Raw genomic sequence first — 18258 nt, 5'->3', positions numbered from 1 at the left:
CCGGGAAAGGTTATCGAAGGGGAAACCGCCGGTCACGCACAAAGAAGCGCCGCGCCGCGCCCAGATGGGCGGCAGGGGGCTACGGTCGCCGACGTCGGCCCCGGCTGGGGGAGAGGGGCTCCGGCGAAGGGGGGCGCCCGCCGGAGCAAGGTGGCTGAGTGCCCCGCCGGCTCGCGATCCGGCAGGGCTCGTTGTCGCGTCAGAGCGCGCGCCGGCTCAGAGCGAGGCGGGGCGCTTCGGCAGGCCGAGGGCCTCCTGGGCCGCCCAGACGTACTTCATGTCGACGTAGTCGCGCCATTCGAGGTTCTCCGGCACGGCGCCGGTCATCTTCTGGACGTCGATGAACTCGTCCATGTTCTCGGCATTCACGAACCCGCCATCCGGACTGATCTGCTCGAGCTCGATGTCGTACTGCTCCTCGAAGGCCGGCGGGACGTCGAAGCCGAAGTCGCGCACGATCTTGTAGGCCTCGTCCTTGTGGGCCGGGTCGAACAGCCATTGGCGCGCCCGGATGTCCGCGAGCGTGTAGGCGTAGACGGCGTCCTCATTGGCGTCGATGAAGCTCTGCAGGGCGGCATAGGCCTCCTGCGGCGAGTCGGTGAGCTCCTTGAAGAGGAACTTGCCGCCGGCCTCGACCAGGCCGCCCTCGTGGCGCGGGAACAGGCTGGCCGCGTCGAGCTGCCCGGCCAGGATCGCGCCGAGGCGGGTGTCGGAGGCGCCGGTGATCGGCACGAACTCCACGTCGGACTCGTCCACGCCGAGCTTCTTCAGGATCTGACGCTGGATCCAGGTGTTGCGGTTCTGGAGCGAGCCGCCGGAGATCTTGGCGCCCTTCAGGTCCTCGGGCCCTTCGATGCCCTTGCGCACGCCCATGATCCAGAATTCCTTCTGGCGGAAGATGCTGATGACCTTGATCGGCACCCCGCTCGCTGCCGAGGCGCCCATCCACTCGTCGGTGTCGTTGTGGCCGATGTCGACGCTGCCGCCGATGAGGCCCGCGACGTTCTGGTCCGACAGGATGTACTCGACCTCGTCGAAGCCGACCTCCTCGAAATAGCCCTGCGCCTGCGCGATGGTGAGCGGCCAGGCCGGAATGTAGTTCTGGTTGTAGGTGCTGTAGCGGAGCTTCTTGAGATTGGACTTGATGTTCTTCATGTCCGGCGTCGTGTCCTGGGCACGCGCGCCGTTGGTGGTGGACGCGGCGATCATCATGCCGAGGATGCCGCAGCCGCCGAGCTTCAGGAACTCGCGGCGCTTGACCCAGTTGCGGTGCTCGGTATTCGAAAGTTCCATCTTTCTCATCGTGGTTCCCTTCCCTAGTTGCCTTGGTCGATTCACCTTGTTGCCGGTGATTGCCCGGCGGCGCGGAACGCCGCCGGGGAGCGAGCCTCCCTCCCGGAGGATCCGATCAGAGCCTGTCGATGCGCCGCCACGGGGCGACGTAGGCCTCCAGCCAGCGCGTCAGCTGAATGAGCGTCAGCGAAACGACGACCAGCAGGAACAGGACGGCGTACATGAGCGCCGAATTGAAGGTGTCGGCGGAGCGCTGGATCAGGTAGCCGAGGCCCTTCGACCCGCCGAAGATCTCGGCGATGATGACGCCGATCAGGCCGCGGCCGATGCCCTGCTGCACGCCCGAGATGATGAAGGGCAGCGTGTAGGGGAACACCACCTTCATGTAGAGCTCGCGGCGGTTCGCCCCGAACACCTTGGCCGCGGCGAGCAGCGACTTCTCGGTCGTCTTCACGCCGGCCCAGGCGTTGATGATGATCGGGAAGACGGCGGAGAGCACGATGATCGTGACCTGCATCTTCACGGTGAAGCCGAGGAACAGGATGAAGAGCGGCACGAGCGCGATGCGCGGCAGCGAGGCGAGCGCCCAGACATAGGGGCTGAGGATCGTCTCGACGTACTTGTTCCCGCCCATCAGGAGGCCGGCCGGGATGCCGATGGCGCAGGCGATCGAGAGGCCCAGCATCAGATTGCCGAGGCTGTAGAAGAGGTGGTCCCTGATGCTGCCGGAGATCACGGAGCCGGGCGGCGCCGTCGTCGTCAGGCCGGTCCACAGCGCCTCGAACATGGCGCTGGCGCGCGGCAGGAAGAGCGGGCTCACCATGCCGCTCCGCGCGAAGAGCTCCCACACGATGAAGAAGATGGTGAGGTTGACGACGGTCACGCCCCAAGAGCCGTAGCGCTTCCAGACCTCCTTCAGCGACCATTCGGTCCTGACGAGGCGGGCGGGGTCGGAGGTGACGTTGGTCACGGCCTGGTTCTCTCCCGTGGCGCTCATTACTGGGCCCCCCGCGCGGTCTGCAGGGCCTCGTCCTTCACGAGGCGCCAGATGTGGTCGCGAAGCTCGCCGTATTCCGGCAGCATCTTCACGTCGTAATCGAAGCGCGGCCGCGGCAGGTTGATGTCGACGATCTCCTTGATCCGCCCTGGACGGTAGGAGATGACCACGACGCGATCGCCGAGCGTCACCGCCTCGTCGATGGAATGGGTGATGAAGACGACGGTCTGACGAGTCTTGACGACGAAGCGCTCGAGCTCGCTCTGCATGGCCTCGCGCGTCATGGCGTCAATGGCGGCGAACGGCTCGTCGGCGAGCAGGATGTCGGGCTCGGAGACGAGGGCGCGGGCGATGCCGACGCGCTGCTTCATGCCGCCGGAGAGCTCGTAGGGGAACGACTTCTCGAAACCCCGGAGGTCGACCAGCTCGATGTAGCGGCGGACCCGGTCGTCCATCTCCTGCTGCGACAGGCCGAGCTTCTGGAACTCGAAGGGCATGCGGATGTTCGATTCGACCGTGCGCCACGGCATCAGGGCGTAGTCCTGGAACACCATCGCGCGGTCCGGGCCGGGGCCGACGACGGGCTTGCCGTTCACCTCGATCGAGCCTTCCCAGGGCTTCACGAGGCCGGAAATGGCGTTGATGAAGGTGGTCTTGCCGCAGCCCGAGGGACCGACGAGGACGACGAACTCGCCCTGGTTCACGCTGAGCGTGATGTCGCGGAGCGCGGTCAGACGCTGGCGCTCGCGGTGCAGCTCGTAGCCCACCGTGAGGTTTTTCGAGACGATGACCGGCGCGGCACCCTTGGCCCGGGTCACACCCGCCGCATGCGCGGCCGGACGCCCGGCGGTGGCTTCAGCAACAGACATTACGGTTCACTTCCTCCCTTGCTCCGATTCGTTCGCCGGTTCTTTGCCCGTTCAGCCGGAGGGTCGTCAGATGCCCCCGTTCCCGATTGCGGTAGATCCCGCATGCACTTTGGCCACGCAATCGATTGCACGGCAAAAACCCGTCAAATGCAAGCCAATTCTGATCGCACCTCGTGTCGGATCGCTGTCATGGGCATCGGCATCAAAAGTAGCGTATTACGATATGACGGGACGTTCAATCTTGCGTGCACAGTAACACAGTTTCCGGCGTCCCGCGCCTTCCAACCGGTGCGGCCGTCTCGCCGGGCGCTTGCTTGACCCTTCCCGCGTCCCGGCCATAGGGTCGTCGTACCGTCGGACGAATAACGAGAGGCCGCAGTGCTCGAACTCTACAATTTCGCGCAGTCCACCTGCAGCCTGAAGGTGCGCATCTGCCTCATCGAGAAGGGGCTCGACTGGGTCGACCGCCGCCTCGTCTCCAAGGACCACGACCACCTGTCGGACTGGTACCTGAAGCTCAATCCGAACGGCGTGGTGCCGACGCTCGTCCATGACGGCGTTCCGATCATCGAATCCTCGGTGATCGCGCAATATCTGGACGACGCCTTCCCGGAACACGCCCTGACCCCGCCCGATCCGGTCGGGCGGGCCCGGATGCGCGCATGGCTCGCCTTCGTCGACCACGTTCCGACGCCGGCGGTGCGCTACCCGTCCTTCCAGTTCGGCGGGCTGCGGCTGAAGTTCCAGACCATGACGGACGAGGAATTCGCCGCGAACGCGCGCAAGCGGCCGCTCAAGTCCTCCTTCTACGAGCGCATGGGCCGGGACGGCTTCCCGCAGGAGGACGTCGACAAGGCGCTCGGCGACATCAGGAAGACGGCCGCGCGCATGGACGGGATGCTGGCGGAGCACGGCGGGCCGTGGCTCCTCGGCGAACAGTACACGCTCGCCGACATCTGCGTCGCGCCGCTGATGGACCGGATGGAGGATCTCGGGCTCGCCCGTCTCTGGGAGAACGACCATCCCGCGGTCGCCGACTGGCTGGCCCGCATCCAGGCGCGGCCGGCCTACCAGCAGGCCTACTACCACGGCTGCCGTCTTTCCGAGCTCCATCCGGAGCTGGTGCCGGGCCGCGCCGGAGCGAAGGCCGCGGCGGCGCAGGAGGCGCGGGCCGCGGTCTGATCCGCCCGGCGCATTGCCGTCGGGCGGCGGCAGCCCCACATCACCGGGACGTCACGCGAGGAAATCCCGGAATGGCCAAGCCCGTCGTCGTCAACCTGCCGCACAGCCTCGGCCGCGAGGAGGCGCACCGGCGCCTCGAGACCGGTTTCGTCCGCATCCGCGAGCAGATCGCCGGCAAGGCCATGGCCGTCGAGGAGCAGTGGGAAGGCGACCGGCTGCATTTCCGCATGAGCGGCCTCGGCCAGTCCATCACCGGCCGGCTCGACGTGCTCGAGGATGCGGTGCGGATCGAGGTCGACCTGCCGTGGCTCCTCGCCACCATCGCAGACAAGGTGCGGGGCCGGATCGCCAAGGAAGGCAAGCTGCTCCTCGAGCGGAAGTGACGACCGGACGGCGGAGCGGATAGCGGGGAGGCGGGGCTGGCCATCGAGATCGAGCGCAAGTTCCTGGTCCGCGACGAGAGCTGGCGGGACCGGGCGGAGCCGGGGGTTGCCTTCCGCCAGGCCTATCTCGCCGAAACCCCGCGCGCCAACATCCGCGTCAGGACGGCCGGCGAGCGCGCCTTCCTGACAATCAAGTCCCGCGAACCCGGCCGGTCGCGGCAGGAATTCGAATATGCCGTGCCGCTTGCCGACGCCGAGGCGATGATGGCCCTCGCGGAGACGTCGCTGGAGAAGACGCGCCACCACGTCCGGCACGAGGGGGCGCTCTGGGAGGTCGACGTCTTCCATGGCGCAAATGACGGGCTCTTGCTTGCCGAAATCGAGCTTGCGAGCGAGGATGCGCCGGTTCGCGTGCCCTCCTGGGCCGGAAGGGAAGTGACGGGCGACCCGCGCTTCTTCAGCGCCTATCTGGCGCGGCACCCTTTCCGGACGTGGCAGGACGGCTGAGAGGACGGTGATGGCGTATCGGTTCGATCCGGCCTTGCCTCTCGACGAGGAATTCGCCCGCGTCGCCCGCGACGAGATCGCGCGGGCGCGGCGCGTCCTCACCGACGGCACGGCGCGCGAGGAGGCGGTGCACGAGGCCCGGCAGCGGCTGAAGAAGCTGCGCGGCCTGCTCCGCCTCGGCCGGCCGGCCCTCGGCAAGGCGGGCAGGGCCGAGGAGAGGCGCTGGCGCGACGCCGCAAGGCTGCTGTCGGGCTCGCGCGACGCCGGGGTGCTCGTCGAGGTGCTCGACGATTTGGCGGCGGAGGAGGGAAGCGGCGCGGACGATCGCGGGCCGTTCCCAACCGTCCGTGCGGAGCTCGTGTCGCGCCGCGACGAGGAAACCCGCACCGCCCGCGCAAAGGATGCCGACGAGGCGGTGCTCGAGGCGCTCGCCGCCGGCGATGCGGCCCTCGGCGGACTGGCGTTCCCGCGTTCGGCCAAGGCGCTCGCGCGCGGCTTCCGCGCCACCTACCGGCAGGCGCGCAGGGCCTTCCGGGCAGCGAAACGCGACCCGGACCCGGAAGTCTGGCACGAGTGGCGGAAGCACGCGAAATATCACTGGATGCATGCCGGCCTCGTCCGCACCGCGCTGAAGCAGGCGGGCGAGCGGCGCAAGCAGGCGAAGCGGCTGGCCGACGTGCTCGGCAGCGACCACGATCTCGCCGTGCTGCGCGAACGCCTGGGCGGCATCGGCGAGGGCGCCGACGGCGGAGAGATCGAACGCCTCGACACCGCGATCACGCGCCGGCAGCAGGCGCTGCGCCAGGAGGCGCTCGAAATCGCCGGCGCGCTGCTCGGGCGCGGCTCGAAGCGGCTGGCGCGAACGCTCGCGCGCGGCTGGAAGGGTGCGCGGCGCGAGGCGGCGGCCGCGGCGGAAGGCGGCGAGACGGAAGGCGGCGAGGAGGAACCCTTGCGCGCCGCTGCCGAGTGACCGCGATGGGCGCGGGGCAGCGGATCGGCCGGCCGGCCGCGCTCCTTCTCTCCGTCGCCCTCGTCTCGTTGCTTCAGGCCGGCCCGGCGGCGGCTGCGCCGGAGGCGGCGACGCCGGCGCGCCTCAGCGCGATGATCGGGACGCCGGTCGCGCTGGTCCCCGACGGTTCGCCGTCGCTGAGGCTCGCCCGCCTGCTCGCGGCGTTCCCGCCGGCGGAGCTCGGCGGCAGGCGCGGGCTGTGCGGGCTCGTCGCGGCCGCGGCCGCGCGCCAGGGGCTGCCGGTCGGCTTCTTCATGCGCCTCATCCACCAGGAGAGCCGCTTCAACCCGCTGGCGGTGAGCCCGAAGGGGGCGCAGGGGATCGCGCAGTTCATGCCGGCCACGGCGGCGGAGCGGGGGCTCGCGGATCCGTTCGACCCGATCGCGGCGCTGCCCGCCTCGGCTGCGCTCCTGAGGGACCTCACCGGCCAGTTCGGCAATCTCGGGCTCGCCGCGGCCGCCTACAATGCCGGGGCGGGCCGCGTCTCCGGCTGGCTGAGCGGAAAAGGGCGGCTCCCCGGCGAGACGCAGCGCTACGTGCGGCTCGTGACGGGACTGGCGGTGGAGGCCTGGGTCCGCACCGAGCCGGGGACCCGCGCCGCCCGGCTGCAGGAGCATGACGACGCCATCCCGCGCTGCCCGGAGACGGCGGTGCTCGCCGCGGCGCCCGCGGCCGCGCCGATCGTCCCGCCGGGCGAGCCCGCAACGGTTTCCGGCCCCTGGGGCGTGGAGGTGGCGACCGGCTATTCCCGCGACGGCGCGGTCAGCGACTTCACCGCCCTGCAACGGCGCTATCCGAAGGTGCTCGCGGGCAAGCCGATGATGATCCAGCGCATCGTGCTCCGCGCGAGCGGGCCGCGGCCGTTCTTCCGGCTGCGGGTGCCGGCGGCGACGCGCGAGGCGGCGCAGAAGCTCTGCGGCACCCTTCGCGCGGCCGGCGGCCGCTGCGTCGTCCTCAAGTCCTGAGCGGGGCGCGGCCCCGGAGCGGCTGCTTCAGACGAGCGAGACGATGTCGGCCGCATCGCCCGCGGCGGCGCGCGCGATCTCGACCACATGCAGATGGTGGGTGAAGACGATCGGCTGCACGCGATCGCCGATCGCGACGAGCGCCTGCATGGCGTACCCGGTCCGGTCCTCGTCGAAGGTCGCGAAGAGGTCGTCCCCGACGAACGGCGCCGGCTCGGCGCGCGCGGCGTAATCCTCCAGATAGGCGAGCCGGAGCGCGAGATAGAGCTGGTCGCGCGTGCCTTCGCTGAGCCCGGGCACGCTCACGCGCTCCTCCGACTTGCGGATGCCGACCAGACGCGGCTCGTCGGCATCGTCGTAGTCCTGGCCGATGCCGGCATAGGCGCCGCCGGTGAGGGTGGCGAAGAGCGCAGCCGCCCGCTGCATCAGCGGATCCTGCTGGCCGGCCCGGTGGCGCTCGACGGCGGCGCCGACGAGAAGGGACGCGATCTTCAGCACCGCCCATTCGCGCGCGGCGGCGGCGAGCTCGGCCTCGGCATTGCGGCGCTGCTGGTGCGCGATCTCCGCGCCGACGCCGTGCTCGAGGCGGTTGCGCTCGTCGAGCGCGGCACGATGCTCGGCGAAGAGCTCCTGGAGCGCACGGTCGACGGCCTGATGGTCCTCGGCGAGCGTGCGGCCGCGCGCTTCGGCGTCGTCCGGATCCCAGCCGGCGAGCGCGTCGCGGAGCTCGGCTTCCGACGTGCCCTCCGCCTGTTCGCCCAGGAGGGCGCGCTCGCCCGCGAGCGCCTGGCGGAGCCGTTCCCGCTCGCCGAGCCGCCCGCACAGGATTTCGAGGTCCGCGCCCGCGGGCAGCCCGGCGGCGCAGTCGGACAGCGCCTGCTCGCGGCTCCCGAGCTGCAGCGCGGCCGCCTGGCGCGCGACGCCCGCATCCCGCATCTGCCGCTCGGCCTCGGCAAAGCGGGTTTCGGCTTCCCGGCCCGCCTTGAGCCGGTCGCCGAGGGCCTTCGCGGCCGCCGCCGGTGGCAGGTCGGCGAGGCCTTCGCCGCCGACCGCCGCGACCAGCTCCGCGGCGCTCTCGTCGAAGGCGTGGACGTCGCGTTCCATGCCGTCCACCCGGCGGCGGCGGTTCTCGAGCTGGCGCGCCTGTTCCGGCAGCGCGTGCCAGATCTCCATCGCCGCGGCGGCCTCCACCCTCCCGGCGCCCGCGGCGAGCCCGATCTCCGGCAATGCGGCGCGCCAGGCTTCCAACCAGCGCTCGTGGAGGCGAACGGCCTCGTCATGGGCGGCCTCGGCGTGGCGGACGCGCTGACCGGCTTCGCGGAGCCGGGTGTCGAGGTCGCGCGCCTCCTCCCAGGTCGTGCGGAGACTGCGCAGGTGCGCCTCGATCCGCTGCGCCAGGGTCTCGGGAGCGACATCGCCGTACTCCGGCAGCCCGGCATCGGCCGCCAGCTTACGGAGCGCAGGGACGATGCCGGCAAGCGCGGCGGCGATGCGCTCGACCTGCGCCGCCTGCTCGCGGAGACGGTCGCGCCGCGCCAGCAGCGTCTCGAGCCGGTCGAGCCAGGCAGCCATCTCCTGGGGCGGCAGCGGCACGAGCCCGGACGGTGCCCAGACGTTCCGCCATTCCGCTTCCGCGGCGTCGGTCTCGGCCCGCAGTTCGGCGGCCCGCTGGCGGGCCGCGCCGAGGCGGGCCTCCGCGTCGTGCAGGCGACGGGTCTCGCCCGCGTGCAGCGCGACCTGCTCGGCGTCCGCGGCGGCGCGGTCGGCCAGACCGTCCGCCGCGCCGACGAGGCGGTCGTACTCGGCGAGGGCCGTCACCGTCTCGCCGGCGGCGGGCGCTTCGCCGCCGACGACCCATGCGCGGATCACGGCCCAGATGCGGTCGCGCGCGGCGCGCGCCGCTGCGATCGCCTCGGGCGAGGCGATCGGACCGGTGGCGCTCAGGGTACTCAGGCGCGATTGCGTTTCGGCGGCCTCCGCCTCGGCGGCCGAGGCGCGATCCTCGGCGCGCCCGCGTTCCACGGCGAGCGCATCGAGCCTGGTGCGGAAGCGGGCAACGGTCTCGCGGGACGGCAAAGCGGAGGCAGCAATCCGCGCGGGGTCCGCAACGGACGGCTGCAGCCGGGCGAAGGCCTCGGCGAGGCTCGTCCTCTCCTGCGCGACCGCCCGGGCGAGCTCCGAATGGCGGGCTGCCTCGCCAAGGGTGGGCGAGAGGGCCGCAAGGCGCTCCTCGAGCGGCCGCGGGTCGATCAGGGTGCCCCGCGCGCTCCGTTCCGCCTCGAGGCCGGCATGGGCCGCACGCTCCGCCTCGAGCCGGGCGGCGGCGGCCGCGGCCCGTTCGGCCGCGGTGCGGCCCTCCTCGGCGAGCGCGCCGATGCGGGCGAGCGCGGCGTCCGCCGGCGCCCGGGCGAGCATCTCGGCGGTGTCGCGCAGGCCGAGACGGCGCGCGAAGTCGGCGAGCTCGGCAGCGTATTCGTCGGCCTCGGCCCGGACGCGCGGCAGATCGCGCAGCGATGCGGCATAGGAGCCCGTCTCGGCAAAGAGCCGCTCGATCTCGCCCGCCCTGCCGAGAAGGGCGCGCGGCACCTCGATCGAGCGGCGGAGCGCCTCGGCGCGCTGTTCGGCAGCCTCGGCGGCTTCCAGCGCAGTGCGTGCGGCGGTCATGCGATCGAGCGCGTCGCGGAGGCGCGCAGGCAGGCCGGGGGCGGTCTCGGGCAGATCGGCGAGGGGCGCGAGGGCCTCGAGCGTGCGGTCGATCCGCTCCAGGATGGGCCGGCAGCGCTTCAGCCGCGCCAGCCGGGCCATCTCCCGTGAAAGCCCGGCGCGGCGCCGCTCCGTCTCCTCGCGGCGGGCGGCGAGCTCGTCGATGCGGGCGTTGAGCGCCTTCCAGTCGCCGGCCTTCAGCTCCGTCTCGCGGATCGCGCGCCGCGCGGCCTCGTAGCGCTCGAACGCCTGGTAGAAGCGCCGGTCCTTGGAGGCGCGCGGGGCGTAGATGGCGTCGGCCTCCTTCTCCAGATCGGCGCGCAGTGCCGCGACGCCGCGCATGCCGGAGGCGGCGGCAAGCAGCGTGGCGCCGACGTCGCCCCCGCTCGTCAGCATGTCCTCCGCGCCGGCGCGCAGCGCCGCCGCATCGAGGCCGAAGGCGCGGCAGAACACGTCGCGCGACAGGCCGGCGAGGTACGGGCCGAGCGCGTCGTCGGCAAGCGCGGCATCGTTCGCGTCGAGAAGCGTGTTCTTGCGGCCCTTGCGGCGGCGGAAGGCGAGACGGCTGCCGGCCCGGCCCTCGATCTCGGCGCCGAGGCGCAGGTCCTTCCCCTCGAACAGGAAGGCGTAGCGGGTGCGCTCCTCGATGCCGAACAGGAGGTCGGTCACGGCTGCGAGCGCGCAGCTCTTGCCGGCCTCGTTCGGGCCGTAGACGACGTGGAGACGCGCGTCGGGCCGAAAGGCGAGCGAGCGGCTGGAAAAGGGGCCGTAGCGTTCGAGGTCGAGGCGCAGGAGGCGCATCGCTCAGCAGCCGCCGGCCGGCTCGGCACGCCCGAGCACGAGCGCGCGCGCCTCTTCGAGGAGCGCGTCGAGGTCGTCGGCGAGCGGCGCCTCCTCGCCCTGGGGGGCGGGCAGCCGCACGCTCACCGCCTGGACGAGCGCGGCCGCCGCCTCGCGAAAAGCGGGATCCGCCTCCAGCCCTTCCATCGCCGCGGAAAGATCGATCGACGCTTCGGCGCCGGTCGCGGGCGGATGCGCGAGTTCGGTCGTCTCAATCTTCAGGCGCTCCAGCCAGATGTCGTCGTGGCACCTGTGCGCCACCGACTGGACCTCGTCGGCGAGGCGCGCGGCGTCGGACCTGAGGCGGCGATGGAGCGCGGTCGCACCGGTGAGGCGGAGCCGCAGCGCGACGAGCCGGTCCGGTGCGGACTGCGCCACCGGCGCAATCGCCGCCTCGGCGCGCTCGAGCAACGCCGGCTCGTCCGCGACGCCGGTCATGTCGAGCACGATCTCGTGCCAGCGGGCATGGTCGAAGGCAACGTGCTCGACGGAAGCGACGCGGCCGTCCGAGACCTCCACCAAGACCGCGCCCTTCGGCCCGCATTCGCGCACGCTGCGGCCCTGGAGGTTGCCCGGATAGACCACCCACGGGTCCTCGCAGAGCACCTCGTAGGCGTGCACGTGGCCGAGCGCCCAGTAATCGTAGCCGCGGGCGGCGAGGTCGGCGACGGTGCAGGGCGCATAGGGCGCATGGCCCGGGCGTCCGTCGCACGAGGTGTGGAGGACGCCGATGTTGAACCAGCCGGGCTCGGCGGGCGGGTAGGCGAGCGCGATGTTCTCCGTGACCGCGCGGTCGGGGAAGCTCCGGCCGTGGAGCGCCACGCGGAGCGGCTCGATCCGGAACGAGCCGGGCCGCGCGGTCGGGAAGGTCCGCACGTTCTCCGGCAGGGTAATCGTCCGCGTCACTACGCTCTCGGCGTCGTGATTGCCCTTGATCAGGAAGGCCGGGATCCCCTGCCGCGCCAGCCGGGCGATCTCGCGGCTGAAGAAGAGGCCGATGGCGGCGTCCTTCCATTCGCCGTCATAGACGTCGCCGGCGATCACCACGAAGGCGACCTTCTCCTCGATCGCGCGGCCGACGAGATCGCTGAAGGCGGCGCGGCTCGCCGCGGCGAAGCGCCGGGCGATGTCGTCGTCCTTCAACGACAGCCCGAGGAAGGGGCTGCCGAGATGGAGGTCGGCTGCGTGCAGGAATCGGAAGTTCATGGCACCTCGCGCGATCACTGGACCGGGCGGGACGACGGGTCAACCGGAGCCGCCGCCCGAGCCGTGCTCTCCGGCGCCGTCCCCGGGGCTTCGCTCCGGAGGCGGCGCCCGGCATGCGGCGCACGCGCGCTGGATGCCCGGGTCGAAGCCCGGGCATGACGGCAGTGGCGTCGGAGAGGCCCGGGCCGAGCCGGGCGGGACGAGCGCCCGATACTGAACGAGACGGGCGCCTGCCGCTGCTCACGGCATCGGTTCGAGACTCCTCCGACGCCGAGGAAGCGGAAGCGCCGCGCCCCCCTCCCGAAAGCGGCTTCGCCGCTTTCGACCTCCCCGCCAGGGGGAGGTTGGGCCCGTGCCGGTTGAAACGACGCTCTGCCTCTCCTCGCCACGTCGCGCGAGGAAAGATGAACGCCAGATGAACGGGGGCTTCTGATCCCATTCAGGGGCGGGGTCCCATTCTGCGCCCAGGTTGGCGGCGGAGTCCCGCCAGACCCGGGAGTTTCGGATGACGCCCAGAGCGTTGGCACTCGCTGCACTCGGCTATGCCGCATGGACTGCGCCCGGCGCGGCCCAGGGATTCGGCATCCATGTCGGGCCGGTGCCGCCGCTCGCGGTCTACGATGCGCCGGCCGCCGTCTACGGGCCGCCAATCGTCGCCTACCCCGCGCCGGTGCCGGAGATGCCGGCGGTGGTGCCGGCCGAAGAGGTGCGCCGCGCCTTGATGCGCGCGGGCTACAGCGACGTCGGGCCGGTCAGGACGTCCGGCGGGTTCTACGAGGTCGAGGCCTTCGATCCGAACGGCATCCTGCTCGCGCTCCGGCTTTCCGCCTTCTCCGGCGAGATCGTCGCCTATGCGCCGGTCCGGGCGGACCTGCCCCTGGCGGCGGCGCCGCGCCCGGTCGGGCCGGACGTCCAGATGGTCGCGCCGCCGGCGGCGATTCCCGCCCCGCGCCCCGCGGCGGAAGCAATGCCGGTTCAGCCGGACACGCCGGATGGGGGGAATCCGCTGGTCGTCTACTGAAAAATTCAAGAATCGGGTGTCGATAACGCCCCCTCCGGCACCCGTACAGGCCGGCGGCACCTGCCGCCGGCCTGTTTCTTTTACGCTCAACTCTCGTTCGACCCGCCGCTCTTCTTCATTGTCAAAGATAAATACCAAATGAACGCCCGGTTCGGGCACAGTTCAGCCCCGATCGTCCAGATTGCGCGGACATTCCGGAACGACAGCCAATGCCGGGATGCGATCGGGAGACGAACATGTCCATTCGGAGCAAGCTTTCCATGGTTCTTCTTGCCGGGGCATGCAGCCTCGGCGCCGCCGGCGCGGCGAGCGTCGCCTCCGCGCATTCGACGGGCGCGGGCATCAGCGTGACGATCGGATCGGGCGGCTATCAGTACGGCAATCCCGGCTACGGCCGTCCGGGCTGGGACCGTCGCGGCCACCGTCCGGACCCGCGCGCCCACCGGCTCTCGCCGCGGCAGGTCGCGACCATCCTCGCCCGCCAGGGCTTCCACCGCGTCCACTTCTTCGACGCCGTCGGAACGACCTACGGCGCGACAGCCGTGGACCGGCGCGGCCGGCGAGTGATCGTCACGGTCAGTTCGCGGACGGGACAGGTCCTCTCGGTCCGCTGGATGCGGGCGTGAGGGTCGCGCGGGGCATCGGCCCGGGGCCGGCGGACGCATTGCGGCCGGCCCCAAGCCGGTCCCCGCGGCTTGCCTCTGCCGGCACGGCCCGCTAATCGGGACGATCGAACCCGGGCGTCCCCGGCGTGACACCGCGGACGTTGCGTGATCGATCTCGTCGACATTCCCTCCAATCCCGTCCCGGACGGCGCGGTCGCCGGCATGGTGCCGGCCCCGGACGGGCCGCATCTGCGCTACGCCCGCTGGCCGCTCGCCGTCCATCCCGGCCGCGGCACCGTCATCCTCCTGCAGGGCCGGGCCGAGTTCATCGAGAAGTATTTCGAGACGGTGCGCGACCTCCGGCGCCGGGGCTTCGCCGTCGCCACCTTCGACTGGCGCGGGCAGGGCGGGTCCGACCGGCTGCTGGCGGATCCGCGCAAGGGCCACGTGCGGGGCTTCGAGACCTACGTCTCGGACCTCATGACGGTCATGCGGAACGTGGTGCTCGCCGATTGCCCGCCGCCTTATTACGTGCTCGCCCATTCGACCGGCGGCGCGGTGGCGCTGCTGGCGGCGGAGCGCCTGCGCACGCAGGTCGACCGCATGGTGCTGACCGCGCCGCTCGTGGCGCTGCGCGGCCCGCGGGGCGTCCCCCCCGGTCTGGTGCGGAACCTCGCGCGGCTGGGCTTCGCGCATTCCTACATTCCCGGCGGGGGCGCGACGATCCTCGCCACCCGCCCGTTCCGCGGCAATCCGGTGACGAGCGACCGCGAGCGCTACCTGCGGACCAATGCGGTGATCGAGGGCGATCTGCGCATCGGCGTCGGGTCGGCGACGATCGGCTGGGCCGCGGCCGCGATCCGCGCTTCTCAGAGGTTCGCCCGCCCGCGCTTCGCCGAGCGCGTCCCGATCCCGGTCCTGATGGTGATCGCCGGCGCGGATCGGGTCGTGTCGAACAGTGCGATCGAGACGCTCGCCTCGCGCATCGGGACGGCCGCCCATGTCTGGATACCCGGGTCGCTGCACGAGATCCTGATGGAGCGCGACCTCTATCGCGACCAGTTCTGGGCGGCGTTCGACCAGTTCGTGCGGTAGCCCCGGAGCCGGGGGCGGATTCCCGGCCCGTCAGGCGAGCCCGGAGAGGACCTGCAGGGTGGCCTCGTGGAGGCGGGCGTCGCCCGCCGCGATCGCCCGGCCGCCCCCGCGCTTCGGAACGCCCTCCCAGTCGGTGACGATGCCGCCGGCGCCGCGGATGATCGGCACGATCGGCTCGATGTCGTAGGGCCCGAGGCCGGCTTCGACCACGCAATCGACGAAGCCGTGCGCGACCATGGCATAGGCGTAGCAGTCATAGCCGTAGCGCACGAGCCGCACGCGCGCCTCCAGCGCGCGCAGCCGCTCCCGCTCCGCGTCAGCGAACATGGTCGGGCTGGTGCAGGAGAGGGTCGCGGCCGCAAGCGCCCCGCAGGGTCGCACCGCCATGCGCCGTCGCCCCGTCCCGCGCTCGAACCACGCCTCGCGGCAATCGCCCCAGAAGCGCTCGCCGATATAGGGCTGCGCGATCATCCCGAGCGCCGGCTCGCCGTCGCGCTTCAGGCCGATCAGCACGCCCCAGAGCGGCAGGCCGGAGATGAAGGCGCGCGTGCCGTCGATCGGGTCGAGCACCCACACGAACTCGGCCTCGGTGCGCTCGGGGCCGTATTCCTCGCCGAGTATGCCGTGATCGGGAAAGCGCCGGTTGATCAGGCGGCGCATGGCGGCCTCCGCGCCCCGGTCCGCCACCGTCACCGGATCGAAGCCGGCCTGGTGCTTGTTGTCGACCTCGAGCGGAACGCGGAAATGCGGCAGGATCGCCTCCGCGGCGGCATCGGCGAGCTCGTGGAGGAAGGGAAGGAGGTCGGGCGGCATCGGCGGCTGGCATCCTGGCGGAAGGGGTGGCGGAAAGCGTGGCGGGCGCGCAACACCCGCCGGAGAAGTGCATCGGAGACGGTCAAGGGCCCGGCCGGACCAGCCGACCGACCTTGTCGAGCCGCGCCGGCCATATTATTTTGTGCAGTGCGATACCGCGTATCGCTGCCCTCATAGGGCGTTTCCTCCCTAGACTTGGGCCGCTTTCGGGCGGCCTTTTTGTTGGCGCCCGGCGAGCGCGGCTTCATTCGGCCGCGTCGGAGAGGGGCAGCGCCCAGGCCTCGACCGGGACGGCGAGCAGGGCTTCGGCGAGGAGCCGCATGTGCTCCGCGAGGCGGGCGAAGCCGGCGCTCGGCTCGAGCCTCGCCTCGTCCATGTAGAGCGCGCGGTTCACCTCGATCTGGAGCGCGTGAAGACCGCGCGCGGGACGGCCGTAATGCTCGGTGATGAAGCCGCCGGCATAGGGCTTGTTGCGGCAGACGGTGTAGCCGAGGTCGCGCAGCACGGCCTGGGCGCGGCCGACCAGCTCGGGCGCGCAGCTCGCGCCGAAGCGGTCGCCCAGGATGAAGTCGGGCCGCGACCGGAGCGGCGTCCCCTGCAGGTTCGACGGCATGGAATGGCAGTCGATGAGGACGGCGCGCCCGAACCGGAGATGGGTGTCGGCGAGCAGCTGCCGGAGCGCGCCGTGATAGGGGCGGTAGATCCTGTCGATCCGGCGCAGCGCCTCCTCCACGTCGAGCGGCGCCTTGTAGATGTTGGCGGCGTCGCCGACGACGCGCGGGATGGTGCCGAGCCCGCCGGCGACGCGCAGCGAGCGCACATTGGCGAAGGACGGCAGCCGCCCGACGAACATCTTCGGGTCGAGCTCGTAGGGCTCGCGGTTCACGTCGAGATAGGCGCGGGGATAGACCGCGCGCATCAGCGGCGCGCCGAGCCCGACTACCGAGCCGAACAGGGCGTCGACGAGGAGATCCTCGGAGCGGCGGATCGCGACCCGGTCGAGCGCCGCCGCGGCGAGGAACTCGGGCGGGTAATAGGCGCCGCTATGCGGCGAGTTGAACACGAAGGGGCGGGTCTGCTCTGCCGGCGCGAGGATCTCGAAGGCGGGCGGTTCGCCGCCCGGATCGTCCGGAAGGACAGGGTCCGCCATGCCTCGCTCACCTCGCTCCGCCGTCCGCCGGCGCCCGCGCATCCTGCCGCGCCGCGCCGGCGCTGTCCACATTCGCGGCGGAGCGCGCGTTGCGGGGCCGCCACTTACCCGATATTTACCGAACCGACCACAAGGTCGCGCACTTTCCGCTCGCTTCTTTGCTCAGGCCGGGGAATTCGATGGGGCGCATCCTGCTCGCCGAAGACGATGACGACATGCGGCGGTTCCTGACGCGGGCGCTGGAGAACGCGGGTTACCAGGTGCTCTCCTTCGACAACGGGCGCTCGGCCTACGAGCGTCTGCGCGAGGAGCCCTTCCACCTGCTCCTGACCGACATCGTGATGCCGGAGATGGACGGCATCGAACTCGCGCGCAAGGCGGCCGAGCTCGATCCGGACCTCAAGATCATGTTCATCACCGGCTTCGCGGCCGTTGCCCTCAACCCCGACATGCGCGCGCCGCGCGATGCGAAGGTGCTGTCGAAGCCGTTCCATCTCAAGGACCTGGTGGGCGAGGTGAACCGCCTGATGGCGGCCTGAGCGTTTCCGCCGGGGCCGTTCCGATCGGCCTTGCATGACCCCCGGCCAGCGGCTATATCGGCCGGGCCTTCACGGCAGACCCCCAGTTTCCGGGCGCGTAGCTCAGCGGGAGAGCACTACGTTGACATCGTAGGGGTCACAGGTTCAATCCCTGTCGCGCCCACCATTTTCCCCCGGTTCTTCAATGGTTTAGGGCGCAAGCCCAGCCGGTCCTCATGTTCCTTCGTCGCCATGGGCACACTGTGGGCACACGAGGGCATTCATGGCGACCATCCGCAAGCGGAATGGCAAGTGGCAGGTCCAGGTCCGGCGACAGGGCCAGCCGAGCCGCACCCGTTCGTTCAGCAGCGCTTCGGACGCCCGGAAATGGGCAAACGCGCAGGAACGCCTCGCCGATCTCGGGCATGTCGAGGGTGGCTCGCCATCAGCGCCGGCGAAGGCGACGGTCGGTGATGTTCTCGCCCGCTACATCGAGAGCATCTGCCCCACGAAGCGGGCCGCAGGACCGATCGAATCAATCATCCTGAACGCATTCTGCCGGCGTGAACCGCAGCTGGTGTCTATGCCGGCCGACAAGGTGGAGGCCTGCCACTTCGCAGCCTACCGGGACAAGCGCCTCGGGAGCGTGTCCAACGACACGGTCCATCGCGAGCTGGGGATCCTGCAGCACGCGTTCGAACTGGCACGATCGGAATGGGGGATCCGAATCGAGAACCCCATCCAGGCGCTGCGCAAGCCGAAGCGCAACCCGTCTCGCGAGCGCCGCCTCCGCGCCGGTGAGTGGGGCAGGATCGAGAGTGCCCTGTCAGAGTGCCGCAATCCGCTGGTGCTCCCGGTCGCGCGGATGGCTCTCGCCACGGCGATGCGCCGATCCGAGATCCTGTCCCTGACCTGGGGACAGGTCGACCTGGCGCGCAGCACCATCCAGCTGCTGCGAACGAAGAACGGTCATCCCCGCCGGGTGCCTCTCACGCAGCTGGCGCTGGACACGCTCGCGTCCAGGCCGGCCGGGGGCGTTTCCAAGCCAATTTTCCCGATCACCGTCGCGGCCCTGGGGCAGGCTTGGGCTCGTGCCCTCAAT

Annotated in this window: 17 protein-coding genes and 1 tRNA gene; 11 read left to right on the top strand and 7 right to left on the bottom strand. The window is 71.2% G+C overall.

The features are described 5' to 3' along the window. Positions 1-216: 216 nt before the first annotated feature. The 3 genes from ACUN0C_RS18080 to ACUN0C_RS18070 form a co-directional block, all read right to left on the bottom strand. The gene (locus tag ACUN0C_RS18080) at positions 217-1302 is read right to left on the bottom strand and encodes an ABC transporter substrate-binding protein (RefSeq protein WP_445467803.1); all 1086 of its coding nucleotides are present in this window, start codon (positions 1300-1302) and stop codon (positions 217-219) included. A 106-nt stretch (positions 1303-1408) separates the two neighbouring features. Beyond that, positions 1409-2290 (bottom strand): ABC transporter permease, encoded by an 882-nt coding sequence (locus ACUN0C_RS18075; protein WP_445467802.1) that lies wholly within the window; start codon positions 2288-2290, stop codon positions 1409-1411. Next, positions 2290-3159 (bottom strand): ABC transporter ATP-binding protein, encoded by an 870-nt coding sequence (locus ACUN0C_RS18070; protein WP_445467801.1) that lies wholly within the window; start codon positions 3157-3159, stop codon positions 2290-2292. The genes ACUN0C_RS18075 and ACUN0C_RS18070 overlap by 1 nt, the downstream gene beginning before the upstream one ends. A gap of 378 nt (positions 3160-3537) precedes the next feature. Here ACUN0C_RS18070 and ACUN0C_RS18065 point away from each other — a divergent pair, with 378 nt between their 5' ends. The 5 genes from ACUN0C_RS18065 (at position 3538) to ACUN0C_RS18045 (ending at position 7205) form a co-directional block, all read left to right on the top strand. Continuing rightward, positions 3538-4341 carry a glutathione S-transferase family protein gene (locus ACUN0C_RS18065; protein ID WP_445467800.1) on the top strand — a complete coding sequence of 268 codons (804 nt, stop codon included), beginning with the start codon at positions 3538-3540 and terminating at the stop codon, positions 4339-4341. A gap of 71 nt (positions 4342-4412) precedes the next feature. Continuing rightward, positions 4413-4724: a polyhydroxyalkanoic acid system family protein gene (locus ACUN0C_RS18060; RefSeq protein ID WP_445467799.1), complete on the top strand. Its 312-nt coding sequence runs from the start codon at positions 4413-4415 to the stop codon at positions 4722-4724. Between the two features lie 36 nt (positions 4725-4760). Next, the gene (locus ACUN0C_RS18055; protein ID WP_445467822.1) at positions 4761-5231 is read left to right on the top strand and encodes a CYTH domain-containing protein; all 471 of its coding nucleotides are present in this window, start codon (positions 4761-4763) and stop codon (positions 5229-5231) included. A gap of 10 nt (positions 5232-5241) precedes the next feature. After that, positions 5242-6201: a CHAD domain-containing protein gene (locus tag ACUN0C_RS18050; RefSeq protein WP_445467798.1), complete on the top strand. Its 960-nt coding sequence runs from the start codon at positions 5242-5244 to the stop codon at positions 6199-6201. 5 nt (positions 6202-6206) lie between these two features. After that, a complete protein-coding gene (locus tag ACUN0C_RS18045; protein ID WP_445467797.1) occupies positions 6207-7205 on the top strand; it encodes a transglycosylase SLT domain-containing protein in 999 nt (332 codons plus the stop codon). Between the two features lie 27 nt (positions 7206-7232). On the opposite strand, the gene ACUN0C_RS18040 is transcribed toward ACUN0C_RS18045, so the two are convergent. Together ACUN0C_RS18040 and ACUN0C_RS18035 are read right to left on the bottom strand one after the other, a co-directional pair. Next, entirely contained in the window at positions 7233-10709 is a 3477-nt protein-coding gene (locus ACUN0C_RS18040) for an AAA family ATPase (protein ID WP_445467796.1), read from the bottom strand. Positions 10710-10712: 3 nt separating this feature from the next. After that, a complete protein-coding gene (locus ACUN0C_RS18035; RefSeq protein WP_445467795.1) occupies positions 10713-11954 on the bottom strand; it encodes a metallophosphoesterase family protein in 1242 nt (413 codons plus the stop codon). A gap of 505 nt (positions 11955-12459) precedes the next feature. Between ACUN0C_RS18035 and ACUN0C_RS18030 the strand changes: the two genes are divergently transcribed. From ACUN0C_RS18030 to ACUN0C_RS18020, 3 genes are all read left to right on the top strand, one after another. Then, positions 12460-12975 carry a hypothetical protein gene (locus ACUN0C_RS18030; protein WP_445467794.1) on the top strand — a complete coding sequence of 172 codons (516 nt, stop codon included), beginning with the start codon at positions 12460-12462 and terminating at the stop codon, positions 12973-12975. 236 nt (positions 12976-13211) lie between these two features. Continuing rightward, the gene (locus ACUN0C_RS18025; protein ID WP_445467793.1) at positions 13212-13601 is read left to right on the top strand and encodes a hypothetical protein; all 390 of its coding nucleotides are present in this window, start codon (positions 13212-13214) and stop codon (positions 13599-13601) included. Positions 13602-13745: 144 nt separating this feature from the next. Next, a complete protein-coding gene (locus tag ACUN0C_RS18020; RefSeq protein WP_445467792.1) occupies positions 13746-14675 on the top strand; it encodes an alpha/beta fold hydrolase in 930 nt (309 codons plus the stop codon). A gap of 30 nt (positions 14676-14705) precedes the next feature. Here ACUN0C_RS18020 and hisN read toward each other — a convergent pair whose 3' ends face one another. Then, positions 14706-15488 carry a histidinol-phosphatase gene (gene hisN, locus ACUN0C_RS18015; RefSeq protein WP_445467791.1) on the bottom strand — a complete coding sequence of 261 codons (783 nt, stop codon included), beginning with the start codon at positions 15486-15488 and terminating at the stop codon, positions 14706-14708. Positions 15489-15732: 244 nt separating this feature from the next. Beyond that, positions 15733-16638 carry an N-formylglutamate amidohydrolase gene (locus ACUN0C_RS18010; RefSeq protein ID WP_445467790.1) on the bottom strand — a complete coding sequence of 302 codons (906 nt, stop codon included), beginning with the start codon at positions 16636-16638 and terminating at the stop codon, positions 15733-15735. Between the two features lie 179 nt (positions 16639-16817). Here ACUN0C_RS18010 and cpdR point away from each other — a divergent pair, with 179 nt between their 5' ends. The 3 genes from cpdR to ACUN0C_RS17995 all read left to right on the top strand — a co-directional run. Beyond that, entirely contained in the window at positions 16818-17177 is a 360-nt protein-coding gene (gene cpdR, locus ACUN0C_RS18005) for a cell cycle two-component system response regulator CpdR (RefSeq protein ID WP_445467789.1), read from the top strand. A 91-nt stretch (positions 17178-17268) separates the two neighbouring features. Further along, positions 17269-17343, top strand: a tRNA-Val gene (locus ACUN0C_RS18000). Positions 17344-17439: 96 nt separating this feature from the next. Next, the coding region (locus tag ACUN0C_RS17995; RefSeq protein WP_445467788.1) for a tyrosine-type recombinase/integrase at positions 17440-18258 on the top strand (819 nt) is incomplete at its 3' end.

The sequence above is a fragment of the Faunimonas sp. B44 genome (assembly GCF_052655945.1).
This window is presented reverse-complemented; position numbering and strand designations above follow the sequence as displayed.

Excerpts from the sequence above, each read along its gene's own strand:
- ACUN0C_RS18080 (WP_445467803.1), bottom strand. The coding sequence starts at position 1,302 with ATGAGAAAGATGGAACTTTCGAATACCGAGCACCGCAACTGGGTCAAG.
- ACUN0C_RS18075 (WP_445467802.1), bottom strand. The coding sequence starts at position 2,290 with ATGAGCGCCACGGGAGAGAACCAGGCCGTGACCAACGTCACCTCCGAC.
- ACUN0C_RS18070 (WP_445467801.1), bottom strand. The coding sequence starts at position 3,159 with ATGTCTGTTGCTGAAGCCACCGCCGGGCGTCCGGCCGCGCATGCGGCG.
- ACUN0C_RS18060 (WP_445467799.1), top strand. The coding sequence starts at position 4,413 with ATGGCCAAGCCCGTCGTCGTCAACCTGCCGCACAGCCTCGGCCGCGAG.
- ACUN0C_RS18050 (WP_445467798.1), top strand. The coding sequence starts at position 5,242 with ATGGCGTATCGGTTCGATCCGGCCTTGCCTCTCGACGAGGAATTCGCC.
- ACUN0C_RS18045 (WP_445467797.1), top strand. The coding sequence starts at position 6,207 with ATGGGCGCGGGGCAGCGGATCGGCCGGCCGGCCGCGCTCCTTCTCTCC.
- ACUN0C_RS18040 (WP_445467796.1), bottom strand. The coding sequence starts at position 10,709 with ATGCGCCTCCTGCGCCTCGACCTCGAACGCTACGGCCCCTTTTCCAGC.
- ACUN0C_RS18035 (WP_445467795.1), bottom strand. The coding sequence starts at position 11,954 with ATGAACTTCCGATTCCTGCACGCAGCCGACCTCCATCTCGGCAGCCCC.
- ACUN0C_RS18030 (WP_445467794.1), top strand. The coding sequence starts at position 12,460 with ATGACGCCCAGAGCGTTGGCACTCGCTGCACTCGGCTATGCCGCATGG.
- ACUN0C_RS18025 (WP_445467793.1), top strand. The coding sequence starts at position 13,212 with ATGTCCATTCGGAGCAAGCTTTCCATGGTTCTTCTTGCCGGGGCATGC.
- hisN (WP_445467791.1), bottom strand. The coding sequence starts at position 15,488 with ATGCCGCCCGACCTCCTTCCCTTCCTCCACGAGCTCGCCGATGCCGCC.
- ACUN0C_RS18010 (WP_445467790.1), bottom strand. The coding sequence starts at position 16,638 with ATGGCGGACCCTGTCCTTCCGGACGATCCGGGCGGCGAACCGCCCGCC.
- cpdR (WP_445467789.1), top strand. The coding sequence starts at position 16,818 with ATGGGGCGCATCCTGCTCGCCGAAGACGATGACGACATGCGGCGGTTC.